Genomic DNA, 13,355 nt, shown 5'->3' with positions numbered 1-13,355 from the left:
CTAGGGCGGCGTGCACATCCTTGATACACCCTCCCCGTCAAGGAAGTTCATGACCGGCAGGATGCAAAACTCCTCCTCGTCGCCGACCGGTGCGAACTGCGCAACCTTGAAGCTATAGCCAGGGAACCGGTTGCCCAGATAGGCCTCCATCCTCTCCTTTGCCGCCAGCACCTCCGCACGCTTTGCGGACGACGGAACGATGATGAATTCCAGAACTTCCCGCTCAATACCCATAGGGGTTTCCTCCTTCGATGCCGATCAGTCGGCCGATGACGCCGCCACACGGGCGGCAGTTGAACTTTAGGCTTCCGAGGAAAGCGCTCTCGATAAGCTCGTCAGCGTCCCGCGGGATGTCGTCCCCGACGGGCAATTCAATGTCTCGCGTGCTCTCCCTCATGCAGTTGTCGCACCTCAGATGGAGCGTGAACGGCGCCGTCGATTTCAGAACTGCATAACCCATTCTGTTCTCCTTTCGTTCTTATGAGGCCAGAATGGGGGACGTGAGTCGAGTCGATTCTTTCGATTCGGGACAATCCCTCTTATCGTACAAATCGTACGATTTTGGCTTTACATTGCATCGTACATAATGTACGTTCTCTTCATAGCCGGACGACACCGGGACCGAAGAGGATCACCCACCATGCAGACCGAAGCAGACCGCATCTCCGAAGGCTTGCAGCTGACGACGAACAAGATCGGCACGCTCATCTGCAACGTGCGTGGTCACAACCGTCGCGGCCGGGACGCAAGCGCATCGGCTGCGAAATATCTCCAGGAGCTTCGCCGGAACTACGCGAACCTCGCAGCCGGCAAGCTGGCTGGCGCGGATGTCTCCGCCTTCGAAAATCTGTCGCCCCTTCCGTACATCACCGACCTCGTCGGTCTGTCCGAGACCCGGCGCAAGGCGCGCGAGTGGTACGGCGTCTCTGACTTCCTCCGCGACCGCCCGGCTGTCGAACCGGTTCGCTTCCTCGAAGCTGCGGAGTGACCGCCATGGCTGACCGTATGACCAGCATCCGCCTCCCCGGTTCTAAGCATGTCGGCCTCGCTGACCACGGCCGGAAGTCGCGCGAGGAAATGATCACGATGATCCGCTCGCACGCTGAACACCAGAAGGCCGTCGCCGACGCGATCCTGTCGGCATCTGATGATGCCTTCCTCGTCGAGACCTACACGGGCGTTTTCGTCCAGCGCAATCGCGAGGTGGTTCACGCCGCGCGCCGTTTGGAGGTCGCACGATGATCCTGGCTTGCTCAAAGTGCGAAGGTGAAGGTTCGATCTATGCCAGCCGCTACGGCGGCAACGATCCTGACGTCTGGCGTGTCGGCCCCTGCGAAGATTGCGGCGGCTCCGGCAACATGGTCTGCGACGCGCGCGGATGCCCAGAGAATGCAGTCGCGTTCAACGACGACGGCGAGGCTCTTTGCGAGGATTGCCTTCTTGAGTGGACGCTTTCCGGCGCTGATTTGGAGGACGTGGCATGAGCCGCTGCGACCTCAACGCCCACGGCGAATGCTCCTGCCTCGCCTCCAACGTCCCCTGCAAGGTTCAGGCCCCGCTTGATCTCGGCGTCTTCACCGGGACGAAGCACCCCGGTCCGCTGGATGGGTATCCCGAGACGGCGCGCGATCTCAACGGCGCGCTGATCCTCCTCTCCATCATCGTTTTCGCAATCATCATCGGCTTCGGCACGCAAGCCGTGCCAGCCGCAATCTAGGGAGCAGCGCATGTCTCAGGAAAACCCATGGGCTTGGTGGCAAGCCGCTCTGGAAGGCAATTTCGGCCCTATGCACGAAGGCCAGCCCGAGCAGGGATACTACCGCACGCGCTTCAAGGGCGGCCAGTGGGAGCCGGTGGCGCTGTGGCGCGGTGATGATGGTGAGTGGCTGGCGAAGCGCGGAGAGCGCATGGTTGACGCCGCCGACGCCTGGAACTTCTGCCGGACGCACCCCGTATCCTACGAGGCTTATCAGAAGGCCATCGAGGGTGCGGGTTGGGACGACGAGCCGCCGGCGCCGGCCATCGGCCACAACCTTCCGTCCGATCCGTTCGAAGCCCTCACGCTCGAATATCAATCCGAAAAGGAGCAGGCCGAAGCGTTCATGAAGACGCCGATCACGACCCAGGAGCAGGCCGACAAGGCCGCGATCTGGTCGAAGAGGCTCGCTACGATCTCCAGGAAGGCCACCGACCTGCACAAGGTCGAAAAACAGCCGTCGCTCGACGAGGGCCGCCGCGTGGACGACAAGTGGCGCGGGCTGAAAGATGACCCGGCCGACCTGAGCAAAAAGCTCAAGCGGCACTTGGACGCCTACCTTCAGGAGCAGCAGCGCCTCGAACAGGAGCGCCAGCGGAAGGCGCGCGAGGAAGCGCAGCGGAAGGCACTCGAGGCTGAAGAGGCTCGCATTGCAGCCGAAAAGGCTGCCGTCAAGAAAATCGCCGACGGCATGTCCAATGCGATGGCGATCGCCGAGCACAATAACCGTGTCGCCGAGGTTGATCGCCTTGCGCAAGAGGCGGCCGATGCCGAGCGCGACGCTCAGGCTCGCAACGCCAGCGCCGGCCGTACCGGTGCGCGTGTCGCGCTCCGCACCTTCACCTTCGCCGAGATTACCGACTTCGATGCGCTCCTGATGGCGCTGAAGGATCGCCCCGAGATCCGCGAACTGGTCGATACGCTCGCCAACCGCGCGGCACGCTCCGGCGTCCAGTTGGCTGGCATGGCAATTCGCTCCGAGCAGAGGGCCGCCTGATGAACGCTCACGTTCCTGCACTCGCCGGCGGCGGCAATGTCATCGCAATTGTACCGCAGACCTTTGAGGAGACTATGCGGGTGTCCCGCGCGGTCGTTGCCTCTGGGCTCGCACCCGCCGCGTTGATCAACAATCTCGTTGGTGATGACGCCGCAGCAGCTGTTGCCGTGGCGATCATGTCGGGCGCCGAGCTTGGCTTGAAGCCGATGGTGAGCTTGCGAAGCTTCACAGTGATCAACGGGCGGCCGGCATTGTATGGCGACGGGCTGATCAACGTTGTCCGGCAATCGGGTCGGGTCGCTTATCTGCGCACTGGATGCGACGTGATCGGCGGACAGTTGATCGGCTGGTGCGAGGCTAAGCGAAACGACACCGAAGAGGACAAGCGCGTCGAGTTCAGCCAGGAAGACGCGGTTCGCGCGAAGCTCTGGACCGATAGCCCGAAGGTGACAAAGTACAACAAGGGCGGCGGATCCTACGAAAAGGACAACGACAGCCCTTGGTTTCGCTTCCCAAAGCGCATGCTGGCATGGCGCGCGGCGGGCTACTGCCTGCGCGAACTTTTCGGCGACGTTCTCGGCGGCATCCGGGATGAATTCGAGGCGCGCGAGATCGCCGACGCCGAGGAGATGCGCGACATAACGCCCGCCGGGCGCCCCGCGCCGCCGAAGCCACCTGCCCCGCCCGCGCCGCCGACCTCCAAGACAATCGAAGCCGCACCGACGCCGGAACCGGAAACGGAGGAGCACCAATCCGAACCCGATTTCGACCTCGGCTCATTCCTCGAAGAGCTGGAGACGTCGCTGGCAACGGCTAAGGATTCCGCGTCGGCCGCCGAAATCTGGAACGACTATGACGCGCCGGCCATCCTCGAAAGTAATGGTCACGCCGACATGATCGATGCCGCCTACGCTATCCGAGATCGGGCCTATGCCAAGCTCGAACCCTATAACGGGGGCTGATCATGGCGAAGCGCACCGAAAAGCCCATATACGCCTTCATCCGCCGTGGCCATTCGCTCGTGCCGGAAATGCAATACGACCTGCAGGCGCTCGATGGAATCCAGCAAGGCCAGCGCGTCAAGCTCGAAATCAAGCAGTGGCGCAATCTGGACCGGCTCAAAGCCTATTGGGCAACGCTGCAGGAATGCATCGATGCAACCGGCTGCGCGCCGAGCAAGGAGGCGCTGGACGCGTATATCCGGCCGGCCGTCAACTTCGTCGACACGATCCGGCTCGCCAACGGCTTCCTTGTTGGCGTTCCGCGCGCGATCAACACCCGCGAGTGCGAAGAGCCCGAGATGATCGCGTTCTTCAACGCGGCGACGGAACTGCTCGCCCGGGAATTCGGCTTCGTCGCGCCGACTCCCGAAGAGCGGAAAGAGCAGAAGCGGAGCGCAGCATGACCATCACCCACGTCAAGGCACACGACCGCCGAACAGCCGACAAGCCCCTCGACCCCTTCCACCAGGATATCCAGCTTCTCGTCGCCCGGCGCCGATCGGCAGCCGTCGAGCGCGACGTCATGCAGGCCGTTGAGACGCTGCAGCGCTTTCAAGAGCGGGTTGCCGCCCGGCCCGAAATGCTCGCCGGCACAACGGAGGGCCTTATCTGATGGCCCGCACCGTCGCTGAATGGATCGGGAAGACCGATGATCACCGCGCCCCGAAGAAGGTCCGTGACCGCATCATCGAGCGGGACAACCGCTGCCACCTGTGCAGCCAGCCCATCCAGGCAGGCCAGCGCTGGGACCTTGACCACGTCACGGCCCTCATCAATGGCGGAGAGAACCGGGAAACCAATCTCAGGCCGGCGCATGTCAAGTGCCACAAGGAAAAGACGGCCCGTGACGTCGCGGAGAAGGCAAAGGTGGCGAAGATCCGCATGCGCCACAACGGTAGCGCTCGCCCGGCCGGAAAGATGAAATCCGCCCCATTCCCGAAATCCGACAAGCCGAAGAAGGCCGTCGTCTACCGGCCGTGCACCTTCTATCGGGAGCAACAGCCATGACCCTTCCCTACGCCAGCAGCACGTCGGGCCGGTCGGCTATGGATGATATTCGTAAGACCATCCAGGCGTTCGGCTGTTCGAAGTTCGCCCCGATGGAAGATTTCACCGCCGGCACGGTCATTATCCAGTTCGAGTACCGCGGTCGGATGGTGCAGGTAACAGCAAGCGCCAAGGGTTATGCGGCGGCGTGGCTTCGAGAAAACCCGTATTCCAGCCGCATGCGCCTTTCCAAGGTCGAGCACGAAAAACGCGCTCTCGAAAAAGGTCAGATCGCCGTTTGGTCGATCCTTCGCGACTGGATCAAGGGCCAGCTGACAGCAGTCGAAACCGGCATTCTCAGTTTCGAGGGCGCGTTTCTCGGCCAAATCCTCCTCCCGACCGGCGAGACCGTGCACGACAGGATCATGTCGCAAGGTCTCCTGCCGGCTCCAGCCAAAGGACCGGAAGCATGACCACCTCCGACAACATATCCGCTGTCGAGGCTATCGAGAAAGCAATGGAAGGCGTGACGCCGGGGCCGTGGTCGTATCGTGTCGATGATAGCCAGGGCGGGATTGCTTACGCCGCAACAATCCTTGGGCCGAACATCGAAGATCGAGGCCACCCGGTCGTGGCGGACATTCCGCCGCGCACCATGCACGGCACCCATGCCGCCAACGCCGCCTACATAGCGGCCTGCAACCCCGTCGCCATGTCCGCCCTCCTCGCAGAGGCCCGTAAGGCGGAGGCTATGAAGCGGGAGATTGCGGAACTCAAGGCTGACTTGGCGGAGCTTCGCGCTTTTGCTGCGTCCTTCAAGTTAACCTGCGTTGAGAGCAGCTTCTACAAGGATTGCTACATCCACATTAACGAGCCCGACGCTATTGGTTTCCGGCTTGGAAACGGCAGCCAGTTCTCGAAATTCATCGCGAGGCTCGAAGACCGCCGCGCCCGCGCTCTCCTCAATGGAGGCTCCGATGCAGGTAACTAACGGTATGCTTACTGCATACGTGGCTGCACACAAGGAAGTCGTTTCCGCCGCCATGAGCGATTACAGCAAGATTGCGACCGTCGCGGAAGACGCTAGGCGGGCCGGAATTGCCGCAGCCCTCTCCGCAGCTCTCTCTATCGAACAGACGGAGCCGGTGAAGGTGAAGGCACTGGAGTGGTCTCTGAGCTATAGCAGCGATGATGAGACCGCGTGGTCTGCTATGGCGATCGGCGGGGTCTATACCGTCCGTCAGATTACCAGCAGCAGCGGGACATGGCTCCATCGCGATCATGCCGAGAAACGCTACCCGAGCGTCGCGGAAGCCAAAGCCGCCGCCCAGCAGGATTACGAGACCCGTATCCTCTCCGCTCTCGTCAATGCACAAGCCGATGCGGATGTGGTGGAGAGGCTGAAGGAAGCGCTGAAGGCCGCCGCTGAAGAACTCGACCGAATATCGTGCGTGCCGCGCGTTACTGAGACCAGTGACATCTACGACCAGTTCGAGCGTGCGAAGCTCTTCGCGGACCGCGGGGCTTCAACAGCTTGGGCCACCCTTCGCTCCCTCCGCCCTGCCGAGGTGGGTTCCGCCCTATCCACGAGTGGCACCGGGGGTGGCGAATGATCGCTATCCAGCTTTCAACGCTTCTTCGAGAGAAGCAATGTTCTCGCGTGGAATGTTCCGCACCGCCGCTCGCTCGATCGCGCCACTCGGCTTTTCGTTTTCTATGCCGGCCATTGCGATCAAGTATTCCAGCATCCCTTGGTCTGCTTCCTTCGCAAGCTCTAGGGCAACACCAAGATGGTAACGAATCATCGCCTTATTGGACCCAGGCATCAGCAATCCCCCGAAAGTTGAAGCTTGAGAATTCTGCGCTCGGATCGATTGCATCGCAAGAGCATAACTCACCATTGAAAATTAGCATGTCGCGTTGCCCACCCACGCGATTGACTTGGCGGCATTGCGCGCTAGTCGCCCTAGACACGAGTGGCGCCGATCCGGGCGCCGCAACTCCCCTCGACAAATAAGGATTTCACCATGCCGCAGATCGCGACAGACGTACTCAAGGTGCTCGACGCCGCCATTGTCGAGGGTTCCAAGGTCATCCTCACAGGCCAGCTCGACCGCAAGCTCTATAGCGAAACTGATAAGGTGCTTCAGGCAGCCGGCGGCAAGTGGAACCGGTCGGCAAAAGCCCATGTCTTCGACGGTGACGCAGCCGAGGTGCTGGAGCCGATCATCCTGACTGGCGAATACAGCCGCACCAAGCAGGACTTCGGCCAGTTCGACACGCCCGGCTTTCTGGCAGCAGACATCGCCATGCGAGCCGATATCTTTCCCGGTGCGATCGTGCTTGAACCGAATGCCGGTCTAGGCAATCTGGCCTTTGCCGCCGAGGGCTTCGGCGCGGTTGTCCACGGCTATGAGATTGACCCACGGCGCGGCGACATTGCGAAGGGGCGTTGCGCCTTCGAAGGCGGCTTCCTGATTGTCGATTTCCTCGCGGTGGACCCGGAGCCGATCTTCGACCGCGTCGTGATGAACCCGCCCTTTGCGAAGCAGGATGACATCCGTCACGTCCTTCACGCCTTCAAATTCCTGAAACCGGGCGGTCGCCTCGTCTCGATCATGTCGGCCAGCACCATGTTCCGGGCAAACAAGCTCGCCGACGACTTCCGGCGCTTCGTCGGCGAGCATGGCGGAACCATCGAATTGCTGCCGGATGCGTCGTTCAAATCGGCCGGCACGTCGGTCAGCTCGTGCGTCGTCGCCCTAAACACATCCGGAAAGGATTGAACATGTCCAACAACCCTGACCGGCAGGGCCCGGCTTTCGCTGGCCACTGGACGGAGTGCAGCCCGAACAGCCTCTATATGACCGATCACATCGGCGAGCTGACCGTGAGTGATGGTCGAAAGTGGGGCGTTTCCGGCTCGCTGAACGGCTTGGCCATCTTCGTCAGCACCGACCTTTCCTATGCAGCCGACATGAAGCCGCGCCATGGCGGTATAGACCATCGCCGGTTCATGCTCGATACCGGCCCGCTGATCAAGGAGTTGGCCGCCGAACTGCTTTCGCCGGCAGAGCCGAAAGCCGCCGAGCCATTCCAAGACCGGGTTCAGCCGTGGATGATGGAATGCTTCGGCCCTATGATCGCCGGAGATCGAGAGGAGCGGAACCACCGCTTCCTTGAAGAGGCGCTGGAGCTTGTCCAGTCCTGCGGCTGCACCGCCAGCGAAGCGCACCAGCTCGTCGATTATGTCTATGGCCGCGATATAGGCGAACCCCATCAGGAGGCCGGCGGCGTTATGGTCACGCTCGCCGCGCTCTGCCTCGCCAATGCGCTCGACATGCACGAGGCCGGCGAAACCGAGCTGGCGCGCGTCTGGACGAAAGTCGAGGCGATCCGCGCCAAGCAGGCCGCCAAGCCGAAGCACTCTCCGCTGCCCGGCCCCACCACAGCAACAGGAGACAACCATGGTTAACCGTACGGATCTGATCGACCACATCAACCGCCTTCGCGACCGTCTGCGCCTGCTGGCGCTAGCCGCACTGTCGCTTGAGGATTCCGACAACGCGAATGCAATGCATCTCGGCATCTCCGAGGCGAAGGCGGCGGCTGATGAGATCAAAGCCATGTTGGAGAATGATACTGGCCGGGCCGCCAGCGAAGCGGAGGGTTCGGTCTGATGGGTAAAATCCAAGGATCTCCGGCGCACCTCAATGCATGCGGTCGCTATCAGCCTGTCGCTGCGCCATTGAATTGGTGTCGCCGACCTCGTTCTCTAACAATGCCTCCTCAGCGAGGCGTACGAGAAGGGACCTACCGTCTCGGGCCGCAAGTTCACGGACGACGACCAGCGCAAACCGAATCTGCTCTTGATGTTTACGCATCTCAAGCCCTCCAAGGTGCGCGTGGAAAATCGTGCCACGATCACCAAAGAGTTGCAATAGCTAGATTTTGCACGCAGGCATGCGCTGCGGCCGCCCTCCCGACATCCGAAAAGGACCGAGCATGACAATGCTGCGTGAAGCAATCACGATGGCGGCGCTTGCACACGACGGTCAGACCGACAAGGCAGGCGCGCCCTACATCTTCCATCCGCTCAGGGTAGCTTCAACGTTCTCGGATGCAACATTGCAGACGATTGCTGTGTTGCATGACGTGGTCGAGGACACCGCGCTCACCCTGAGCGATCTGGACGCACATTTACCGCAGGGCATCGTGAACGCCGTAGATGCTCTCACGCGCCGGCCGGGCGAGACCTATGAGGATTTCATCGTACGTGTCGGCCGAAATCCTATTGCCCGCCAGGTCAAGATTGCCGATCTTCGAGACAACCTTCGCCCGGGCGCGCCCCACCTCACGACTCGGTACGAAAAGGCGTTGAGTGTTTTGGCGGAGATAGACGCCGGCCGCGCTGCGCTGGAGAAGGAGCCGAGAGAGTGAACCAAATCGACTTCACCCGTCCGGTCCCTCGCCTCGGGCTCAACCGTGCAGAGGTCGCGGTTGCTATCGGCGTCAGCGTCGGCACAGTCGACCAGATGGTCCAGGAGGGCTTCCTTCCGAGGCCGAGACGATGGCATACTCGTAAGGTATGGCTCGTGTCCGACATCGTCGCAGCGATGGCTGATTGGCCGGACGACGGGCTACTCAATCATAGGGAAGGCGCTGACGACGGGGATGACTGGCGGGCGTCTGCGTGACAGGCGTGGCCAACATCGATCTGCCATACGTCGAAACCAACAAAAGCCGGCACAAGACGGTGCGCTACTATCTGCGCATTGACGGGAAGCGGATTTGCCGGCTCCCGGACGATATCAACTCCGAAGAATTCATCGCTGCCTACTGGAAGGCCAGAAACTCGGCTCAGGCGCTCCTTGAGCGAAAAGTCGAGCCGAAAGCCATTTCAGCGATGGTGAAGCCCAATACATTTCGCTGGCTCTGCATGGAGTACATGCGGTCGCACGCATTCACCGGCCTCGACAAAACCACTCAGGCCCGCAGGCGCAGCATCATGGAATCGATGTGGGCGGAAGCTTTAAGCACCCAGGATCATCGGCTTTTCGCTGACATCCCTTTGTCGAAAATGAACATCGCACATGTCGAGGTGCTTCGCGATCGGAAGAAAGAAGTCCCATTCGCCGCCGACGAACGGCTCAAGGTGCTGCGCCAGGTGTTCGACACCAAGCGCGAAGGGAAACCGATCACGAGCAACGTCGCGCGCGCGGTTGAACCTTTCGGCGTCCATTCCGACGGCCACGAAACCGCCACGCCGTCCGACCTTGAGCGCTTCATCGCTCATCACGGCGTGGATTCGAGGGCCGTCCTCTATCTCTCAATCGGCATGTACACCGGGCTTCGTGTTTCCGACCTATCGGTACTTGGCCCGCAGCATCGCCGCGGCGACGAATTTCGGCTCCGGCTCTTCAAAAACCGCAACCGGACACCGACCGATCTCGTGGTTCCGATCCACCCGATCCTCGAAGGCGTCCTCGCGCGTCACAAGGTAACCGCCCTCACCTACCTCGTCACGGAATATGGAAAGCCGTTCTCCATCAAGGGGCTCGGCAATCGAGTGTCGGATTGGTGGCGCCAGGCCGGGATGCCGCACCTGACATCGCACTCAGTGCGCAAGGGGCTGGCCACAGACGTTGCTCACAATGAGGCGACGGATAGCATGATGGAAGCAATGTTCGGCTGGCGCGATGCGAAAACGTCGAAGATCTACACACGCAACGCCGAACGGGCGAGGCTGTCGCGCCAGACGGTAGCAAGGATCAACTGGGATGGCATCGGCACGAAGCTGCTCGTGAGTGATGAAGCGGCCGAAGGTGTGGCAGGGTGTGGCGCCGCTGATTGATTTCGTTTGGAGAATATTTGCTGGAAAGTGTGGCAGACAGTGAGGTAAGATACGGTAAAATAAGGACTTGATGGTTCTCGGCGAGGCCTCCACCCCCTTCAAACCATCACCGTAATGGATTGAAAATACGAGTGTATTTTCCCGGTGTGGCAACAGATCATGGCTCGCGCCGATGGGATTGTGCGGGGCGCACCAAACGTTCCATGCCAAGCAATCGCGTCCATCACGCCCATGCCAGATCGGTTCGAACCTGCGGCCTTCAGGTCATGAATCTGGCAAGACGTTCGGCCTTTCCGCATCGATAAAATGCCGGGCCACACTCCCGGCTTGACCGCTGGCGATCGTGCATGCCGATCGGTCTCGATTGGCGGCGCAGCATGGGAGGGCACATGCCGAGACCGGCAAGGTCCTCGGGCACACTGCGCGATGGTCTACCGGCAAGATTTCGGTTCTTGAGAAAAATGGCTTGTAGAACGTCTTCGCACCGCGTTCAACGGCGGGAGTGCGATCGTATCCCCCTCACCGGCCGGGCTGCGCTGGAGAAGGAACCGCAGCATGATTGAGACCGAGAGCTTCATCGATTACTTCAGGACCCGCCACGGCTGGAAGTGCCGGCCGGGCTCGGCCATTTTCAAGGATCTGGCCAGCTTCGCGACGGAGCAGGCCGAAACCGCTCACGGCATTGAAGACCTCTATGTGCTGTTCTGCGTTGCGCATGGGATGGCTGTGAAACCCTCGCCACCGGAGCGGCGGGAATGAACCGCATCGACTTCACCCACCCGGTCCCTCGCCTCGGCCCCGATCGTGCTGATGGCTGCCGTAGCAATTGATGCAAGCGTCCCTTCCGCTGCAGACGGGCGGTTGGAGGCCTTGCGCCGGTTGTTCGACACAAGGCGTGAAGGGAAACGGTCGCCAGAATCCATTGGAATGGCACCGACATGAAACTTCTCGCAAGCGATGAAGGCGCGGAGAAAGTGCGGGGAGAGACGTAGGATATTGGAGAGCAACGATCTGAAGGCTCCGTCGCGGCCTTCAATCGCTTTCTTTCGTCAATCTACTCTCTTGATTTCACTGCCCAATATACCAGGTATATATTGGGCACGCCCTCATGCGCTGCCGGAACCGGATTGCGGCATACGGCCGATGCACGCCAGATCAACAGGAGAGAATCCGATGCCCAGTCTCAGAACCTTCGCGGCGATCGTCCTTGCCTTTGGCCTGGTGGGCTGCACAGCCGCTTCCGCGCTTGAGCCGGTCCCGGGGAGCATCACCTACAAGGGCCAGCCGCGCACGAAGCTGACCAAGGCGCCGATCGGCAGCACGTTCGAACACCACTTCCGCGATCAGTTCGGCGATGACTATGTGGAAGTCTACCGGATCGCGCCGGACCGGTCGCTGGAGCTGCTCTCTCGGCGCAGGATCGACATCATCGAGTTCGGTAACGGACGATAAACGGTTCGATATCCGGAAAAACGCCAAACGGGTAGACGAACGCACTGCGACCTGTCAGAAGCGGCGCGGGACGCGACTGCCGATAACTTTAGATCGGGGTCGGGCGACCGATTGACGTCACGTTGCTGCCGCGAGACCACGCTGGCCGTCCCCATACCCATCCTCAAGAGCGATTGCTTGGCCCGCCGCTTTGATCCGGCGCCCCTGAACTCACCGCAACAGCAATGCCGTCCCGTAGAGCCCCAGGGCAAACACCGTGTGCGCGACCAGATTGAGGAACCGCACCATGTTGGCATTCGGAAGCTTTGACGCCGCCACGCCGATCCCGAGGCCGGGCTGGAGCAGGAACCAGCCGGCGCCGACGGTGACGATGCCGAGAATCCAGGCTGGCAGGAAGGTCGGTGCGGCGAACCAGGCCCCGCCGACGATTAGCGCCAGAATCACACCATAGAGAATGCCGACGGCATAGTGGCCGATCCAGCCGAGCGCGAGCTCCGACGCGAAAGGGTCCGCCTTGCCGATATCGTCATGAAAGACGGTGCCGTTCTTCAAGTGCCAGAACCAGCGACCAACCGGCGCCCAGTTCGGCCGCGCCTGGCGAAAGCCCTTCCAGAGCAGAACGGCCCAGAGGTCCATCAATACCGTGGCGCCGATGCCGATCGCCACGCCCTTCAACAGCAGTTCCATATAGTCCCCTCGCCCAAGCATTGCCTGCCCGGTTAGAGCAGGTCCGCAGGAGCGACGCAACAAAGCCCGTCAGCGCGGATTGCGCCGTGCCTTTCGGGTCGCCCACCAGACGGCGAGGCGGCGGCGCTGGCGACGGACGAAGGGGGAATCGTGCGAAAGCACGAGAAGACCGAGCGGCACCATCCAGAAACCGAGCACCGGAAGGAAGCCGAGAAGGCCGCCGACGATGAGAAGCACGCCGATCACGGTGCGAAGCCAGCGCGATTCCGGCAGTTTCATCCGGAAAGAGCCGATCACGATCTCCCGCGTGCGGGGGTCGATGCCAAAATGCATATTTGTTTTTCGCGTCGTCATTCGTCGTCCATTTCACGCAAACGCCCGGTTTTCCAAGGCTCTTCCATCTCCCAGTTGGAGACTTGTCCACAATCAATCAAGTCTCGTGCATTTTTTTGTCAAAAAGCGCTTGGCAAATCGATCAGGCGTTTGTATTACGCGCTCACTCCGCAGCGAGCGGATGATCCCTGGTAGCTCAGCGGTAGAGCATTCGACTGTTAATCGACAGGTCGCCGGTTCGAATCCGGCCCGGGGAGCCAGATTTTGAGGGGCTGCGCTGAATAGCGC

Annotated in this window: 24 protein-coding genes and 1 tRNA gene; 20 read left to right on the top strand and 5 right to left on the bottom strand. The window is 61.1% G+C overall.

Translation table 11 applies throughout. The features are described 5' to 3' along the window. Complete coding sequence (locus tag AKG11_RS05070; protein ID WP_245290298.1) at positions 1 to 234, bottom strand: hypothetical protein; 234 nt, start codon at positions 232 to 234, stop codon at positions 1 to 3. Then, entirely contained in the window at positions 224 to 460 is a 237-nt protein-coding gene (locus tag AKG11_RS05065; RefSeq protein WP_050743123.1) for a hypothetical protein, read from the bottom strand. Before AKG11_RS05065 ends, AKG11_RS05070 begins: the two co-directional genes overlap by 11 nt. A 180-nt stretch (positions 461 to 640) precedes the next feature. Between AKG11_RS05065 and AKG11_RS05060 the strand changes: the two genes are divergently transcribed. From AKG11_RS05060 to AKG11_RS05005, 12 genes are read left to right on the top strand one after another with little or no spacing between them, the layout of a single operon-like run. Beyond that, positions 641 to 988, top strand: coding sequence for a hypothetical protein (locus tag AKG11_RS05060; protein WP_050743122.1), 348 nt, complete (start codon positions 641 to 643; stop codon positions 986 to 988). A gap of 5 nt (positions 989 to 993) precedes the next feature. Then, positions 994 to 1,242: a hypothetical protein gene (locus tag AKG11_RS05055; RefSeq protein ID WP_050743121.1), complete on the top strand. Its 249-nt coding sequence runs from the start codon at positions 994 to 996 to the stop codon at positions 1,240 to 1,242. Then, the gene (locus AKG11_RS05050; RefSeq protein WP_050743120.1) at positions 1,239 to 1,484 is read left to right on the top strand and encodes a hypothetical protein; all 246 of its coding nucleotides are present in this window, start codon (positions 1,239 to 1,241) and stop codon (positions 1,482 to 1,484) included. Before AKG11_RS05055 ends, AKG11_RS05050 begins: the two co-directional genes overlap by 4 nt. Next, the gene (locus AKG11_RS05045) at positions 1,481 to 1,717 is read left to right on the top strand and encodes a hypothetical protein (protein ID WP_050743119.1); all 237 of its coding nucleotides are present in this window, start codon (positions 1,481 to 1,483) and stop codon (positions 1,715 to 1,717) included. The genes AKG11_RS05050 and AKG11_RS05045 overlap by 4 nt, the downstream gene beginning before the upstream one ends. A gap of 10 nt (positions 1,718 to 1,727) precedes the next feature. Then, positions 1,728 to 2,753 carry a hypothetical protein gene (locus AKG11_RS05040; protein WP_050743118.1) on the top strand — a complete coding sequence of 342 codons (1,026 nt, stop codon included), beginning with the start codon at positions 1,728 to 1,730 and terminating at the stop codon, positions 2,751 to 2,753. Further along, positions 2,753 to 3,715 carry a recombinase family protein gene (locus AKG11_RS05035; protein ID WP_050743117.1) on the top strand — a complete coding sequence of 321 codons (963 nt, stop codon included), beginning with the start codon at positions 2,753 to 2,755 and terminating at the stop codon, positions 3,713 to 3,715. Before AKG11_RS05040 ends, AKG11_RS05035 begins: the two co-directional genes overlap by 1 nt. Before the next feature lie 2 nt (positions 3,716 to 3,717). Further along, positions 3,718 to 4,158, top strand: a complete 441-nt coding sequence (locus AKG11_RS05030; protein ID WP_050743116.1) for a hypothetical protein — start codon at positions 3,718 to 3,720, stop codon at positions 4,156 to 4,158. After that, positions 4,155 to 4,367 carry a hypothetical protein gene (locus AKG11_RS05025; protein WP_050743115.1) on the top strand — a complete coding sequence of 71 codons (213 nt, stop codon included), beginning with the start codon at positions 4,155 to 4,157 and terminating at the stop codon, positions 4,365 to 4,367. Before AKG11_RS05030 ends, AKG11_RS05025 begins: the two co-directional genes overlap by 4 nt. Then, positions 4,367 to 4,762: an HNH endonuclease gene (locus tag AKG11_RS05020; RefSeq protein ID WP_050743114.1), complete on the top strand. Its 396-nt coding sequence runs from the start codon at positions 4,367 to 4,369 to the stop codon at positions 4,760 to 4,762. The genes AKG11_RS05025 and AKG11_RS05020 overlap by 1 nt, the downstream gene beginning before the upstream one ends. Further along, positions 4,759 to 5,214 carry a hypothetical protein gene (locus AKG11_RS34405; RefSeq protein WP_050743113.1) on the top strand — a complete coding sequence of 152 codons (456 nt, stop codon included), beginning with the start codon at positions 4,759 to 4,761 and terminating at the stop codon, positions 5,212 to 5,214. The genes AKG11_RS05020 and AKG11_RS34405 overlap by 4 nt, the downstream gene beginning before the upstream one ends. Next, complete coding sequence (locus AKG11_RS05010) at positions 5,211 to 5,732, top strand: hypothetical protein (protein WP_050743112.1); 522 nt, start codon at positions 5,211 to 5,213, stop codon at positions 5,730 to 5,732. The genes AKG11_RS34405 and AKG11_RS05010 overlap by 4 nt, the downstream gene beginning before the upstream one ends. Positions 5,733 to 5,784: 52 nt before the next feature. Next, complete coding sequence (locus AKG11_RS05005) at positions 5,785 to 6,354, top strand: hypothetical protein (protein ID WP_197283956.1); 570 nt, start codon at positions 5,785 to 5,787, stop codon at positions 6,352 to 6,354. Between the two features lie 3 nt (positions 6,355 to 6,357). On the opposite strand, the gene AKG11_RS05000 is transcribed toward AKG11_RS05005, so the two are convergent. Then, positions 6,358 to 6,567: a hypothetical protein gene (locus AKG11_RS05000; RefSeq protein WP_050743110.1), complete on the bottom strand. Its 210-nt coding sequence runs from the start codon at positions 6,565 to 6,567 to the stop codon at positions 6,358 to 6,360. A gap of 201 nt (positions 6,568 to 6,768) precedes the next feature. Here AKG11_RS05000 and AKG11_RS04995 point away from each other — a divergent pair, with 201 nt between their 5' ends. From AKG11_RS04995 to AKG11_RS04955, 7 genes are all read left to right on the top strand, one after another. Continuing rightward, positions 6,769 to 7,527, top strand: coding sequence for a hypothetical protein (locus tag AKG11_RS04995; RefSeq protein WP_050743109.1), 759 nt, complete (start codon positions 6,769 to 6,771; stop codon positions 7,525 to 7,527). 2 nt (positions 7,528 to 7,529) lie between these two features. Continuing rightward, positions 7,530 to 8,216 (top strand): hypothetical protein, encoded by a 687-nt coding sequence (locus AKG11_RS35355; RefSeq protein WP_245290099.1) that lies wholly within the window; start codon positions 7,530 to 7,532, stop codon positions 8,214 to 8,216. Next, a complete protein-coding gene (locus AKG11_RS04985; protein ID WP_050743108.1) occupies positions 8,209 to 8,421 on the top strand; it encodes a hypothetical protein in 213 nt (70 codons plus the stop codon). The genes AKG11_RS35355 and AKG11_RS04985 overlap by 8 nt, the downstream gene beginning before the upstream one ends. Before the next feature lie 325 nt (positions 8,422 to 8,746). Continuing rightward, positions 8,747 to 9,181, top strand: coding sequence for an HD domain-containing protein (locus tag AKG11_RS04975; RefSeq protein WP_050743106.1), 435 nt, complete (start codon positions 8,747 to 8,749; stop codon positions 9,179 to 9,181). 262 nt (positions 9,182 to 9,443) lie between these two features. Then, positions 9,444 to 10,595: a tyrosine-type recombinase/integrase gene (locus AKG11_RS04965; protein WP_156334059.1), complete on the top strand. Its 1,152-nt coding sequence runs from the start codon at positions 9,444 to 9,446 to the stop codon at positions 10,593 to 10,595. Positions 10,596 to 11,150: 555 nt separating this feature from the next. Beyond that, complete coding sequence (locus AKG11_RS04960) at positions 11,151 to 11,354, top strand: hypothetical protein (RefSeq protein WP_023515539.1); 204 nt, start codon at positions 11,151 to 11,153, stop codon at positions 11,352 to 11,354. Between the two features lie 414 nt (positions 11,355 to 11,768). Next, positions 11,769 to 12,047: a hypothetical protein gene (locus AKG11_RS04955; protein WP_050743103.1), complete on the top strand. Its 279-nt coding sequence runs from the start codon at positions 11,769 to 11,771 to the stop codon at positions 12,045 to 12,047. A gap of 210 nt (positions 12,048 to 12,257) precedes the next feature. Here AKG11_RS04955 and AKG11_RS04950 read toward each other — a convergent pair whose 3' ends face one another. Together AKG11_RS04950 and AKG11_RS04945 are read right to left on the bottom strand one after the other, a co-directional pair. After that, positions 12,258 to 12,734, bottom strand: coding sequence for a DUF2938 domain-containing protein (locus tag AKG11_RS04950; protein WP_050743102.1), 477 nt, complete (start codon positions 12,732 to 12,734; stop codon positions 12,258 to 12,260). A gap of 69 nt (positions 12,735 to 12,803) precedes the next feature. Continuing rightward, entirely contained in the window at positions 12,804 to 13,067 is a 264-nt protein-coding gene (locus AKG11_RS04945; RefSeq protein ID WP_245290098.1) for a hypothetical protein, read from the bottom strand. A 185-nt stretch (positions 13,068 to 13,252) separates the two neighbouring features. Between AKG11_RS04945 and AKG11_RS04940 the strand changes: the two genes are divergently transcribed. Further along, positions 13,253 to 13,327, top strand: a tRNA-Asn gene (locus AKG11_RS04940). Positions 13,328 to 13,355: the final 28 nt, after the last annotated feature.

Source organism: Shinella sp. SUS2 (assembly GCF_001262505.1).
GTDB lineage: Bacteria > Pseudomonadota > Alphaproteobacteria > Rhizobiales > Rhizobiaceae > Shinella.
The sequence above is the reverse complement of the archived record's forward strand: the minus strand, read 5'-3'. Positions and strand labels throughout refer to the sequence as shown.

Excerpts from the sequence above, each read along its gene's own strand:
- AKG11_RS05070 (WP_245290298.1), bottom strand. The coding sequence starts at position 234 with ATGGGTATTGAGCGGGAAGTTCTGGAATTCATCATCGTTCCGTCGTCC.
- AKG11_RS05065 (WP_050743123.1), bottom strand. The coding sequence starts at position 460 with ATGGGTTATGCAGTTCTGAAATCGACGGCGCCGTTCACGCTCCATCTG.
- AKG11_RS05060 (WP_050743122.1), top strand. The coding sequence starts at position 641 with ATGCAGACCGAAGCAGACCGCATCTCCGAAGGCTTGCAGCTGACGACG.
- AKG11_RS05055 (WP_050743121.1), top strand. The coding sequence starts at position 994 with ATGGCTGACCGTATGACCAGCATCCGCCTCCCCGGTTCTAAGCATGTC.
- AKG11_RS05050 (WP_050743120.1), top strand. The coding sequence starts at position 1,239 with ATGATCCTGGCTTGCTCAAAGTGCGAAGGTGAAGGTTCGATCTATGCC.
- AKG11_RS05045 (WP_050743119.1), top strand. The coding sequence starts at position 1,481 with ATGAGCCGCTGCGACCTCAACGCCCACGGCGAATGCTCCTGCCTCGCC.
- AKG11_RS05040 (WP_050743118.1), top strand. The coding sequence starts at position 1,728 with ATGTCTCAGGAAAACCCATGGGCTTGGTGGCAAGCCGCTCTGGAAGGC.
- AKG11_RS05035 (WP_050743117.1), top strand. The coding sequence starts at position 2,753 with ATGAACGCTCACGTTCCTGCACTCGCCGGCGGCGGCAATGTCATCGCA.
- AKG11_RS05030 (WP_050743116.1), top strand. The coding sequence starts at position 3,718 with ATGGCGAAGCGCACCGAAAAGCCCATATACGCCTTCATCCGCCGTGGC.
- AKG11_RS05025 (WP_050743115.1), top strand. The coding sequence starts at position 4,155 with ATGACCATCACCCACGTCAAGGCACACGACCGCCGAACAGCCGACAAG.
- AKG11_RS05020 (WP_050743114.1), top strand. The coding sequence starts at position 4,367 with ATGGCCCGCACCGTCGCTGAATGGATCGGGAAGACCGATGATCACCGC.
- AKG11_RS34405 (WP_050743113.1), top strand. The coding sequence starts at position 4,759 with ATGACCCTTCCCTACGCCAGCAGCACGTCGGGCCGGTCGGCTATGGAT.
- AKG11_RS05010 (WP_050743112.1), top strand. The coding sequence starts at position 5,211 with ATGACCACCTCCGACAACATATCCGCTGTCGAGGCTATCGAGAAAGCA.
- AKG11_RS05005 (WP_197283956.1), top strand. The coding sequence starts at position 5,785 with ATGAGCGATTACAGCAAGATTGCGACCGTCGCGGAAGACGCTAGGCGG.
- AKG11_RS05000 (WP_050743110.1), bottom strand. The coding sequence starts at position 6,567 with ATGCCTGGGTCCAATAAGGCGATGATTCGTTACCATCTTGGTGTTGCC.
- AKG11_RS04995 (WP_050743109.1), top strand. The coding sequence starts at position 6,769 with ATGCCGCAGATCGCGACAGACGTACTCAAGGTGCTCGACGCCGCCATT.
- AKG11_RS35355 (WP_245290099.1), top strand. The coding sequence starts at position 7,530 with ATGTCCAACAACCCTGACCGGCAGGGCCCGGCTTTCGCTGGCCACTGG.
- AKG11_RS04985 (WP_050743108.1), top strand. The coding sequence starts at position 8,209 with ATGGTTAACCGTACGGATCTGATCGACCACATCAACCGCCTTCGCGAC.
- AKG11_RS04975 (WP_050743106.1), top strand. The coding sequence starts at position 8,747 with ATGACAATGCTGCGTGAAGCAATCACGATGGCGGCGCTTGCACACGAC.
- AKG11_RS04960 (WP_023515539.1), top strand. The coding sequence starts at position 11,151 with ATGATTGAGACCGAGAGCTTCATCGATTACTTCAGGACCCGCCACGGC.
- AKG11_RS04955 (WP_050743103.1), top strand. The coding sequence starts at position 11,769 with ATGCCCAGTCTCAGAACCTTCGCGGCGATCGTCCTTGCCTTTGGCCTG.
- AKG11_RS04950 (WP_050743102.1), bottom strand. The coding sequence starts at position 12,734 with ATGGAACTGCTGTTGAAGGGCGTGGCGATCGGCATCGGCGCCACGGTA.
- AKG11_RS04945 (WP_245290098.1), bottom strand. The coding sequence starts at position 13,067 with ATGCATTTTGGCATCGACCCCCGCACGCGGGAGATCGTGATCGGCTCT.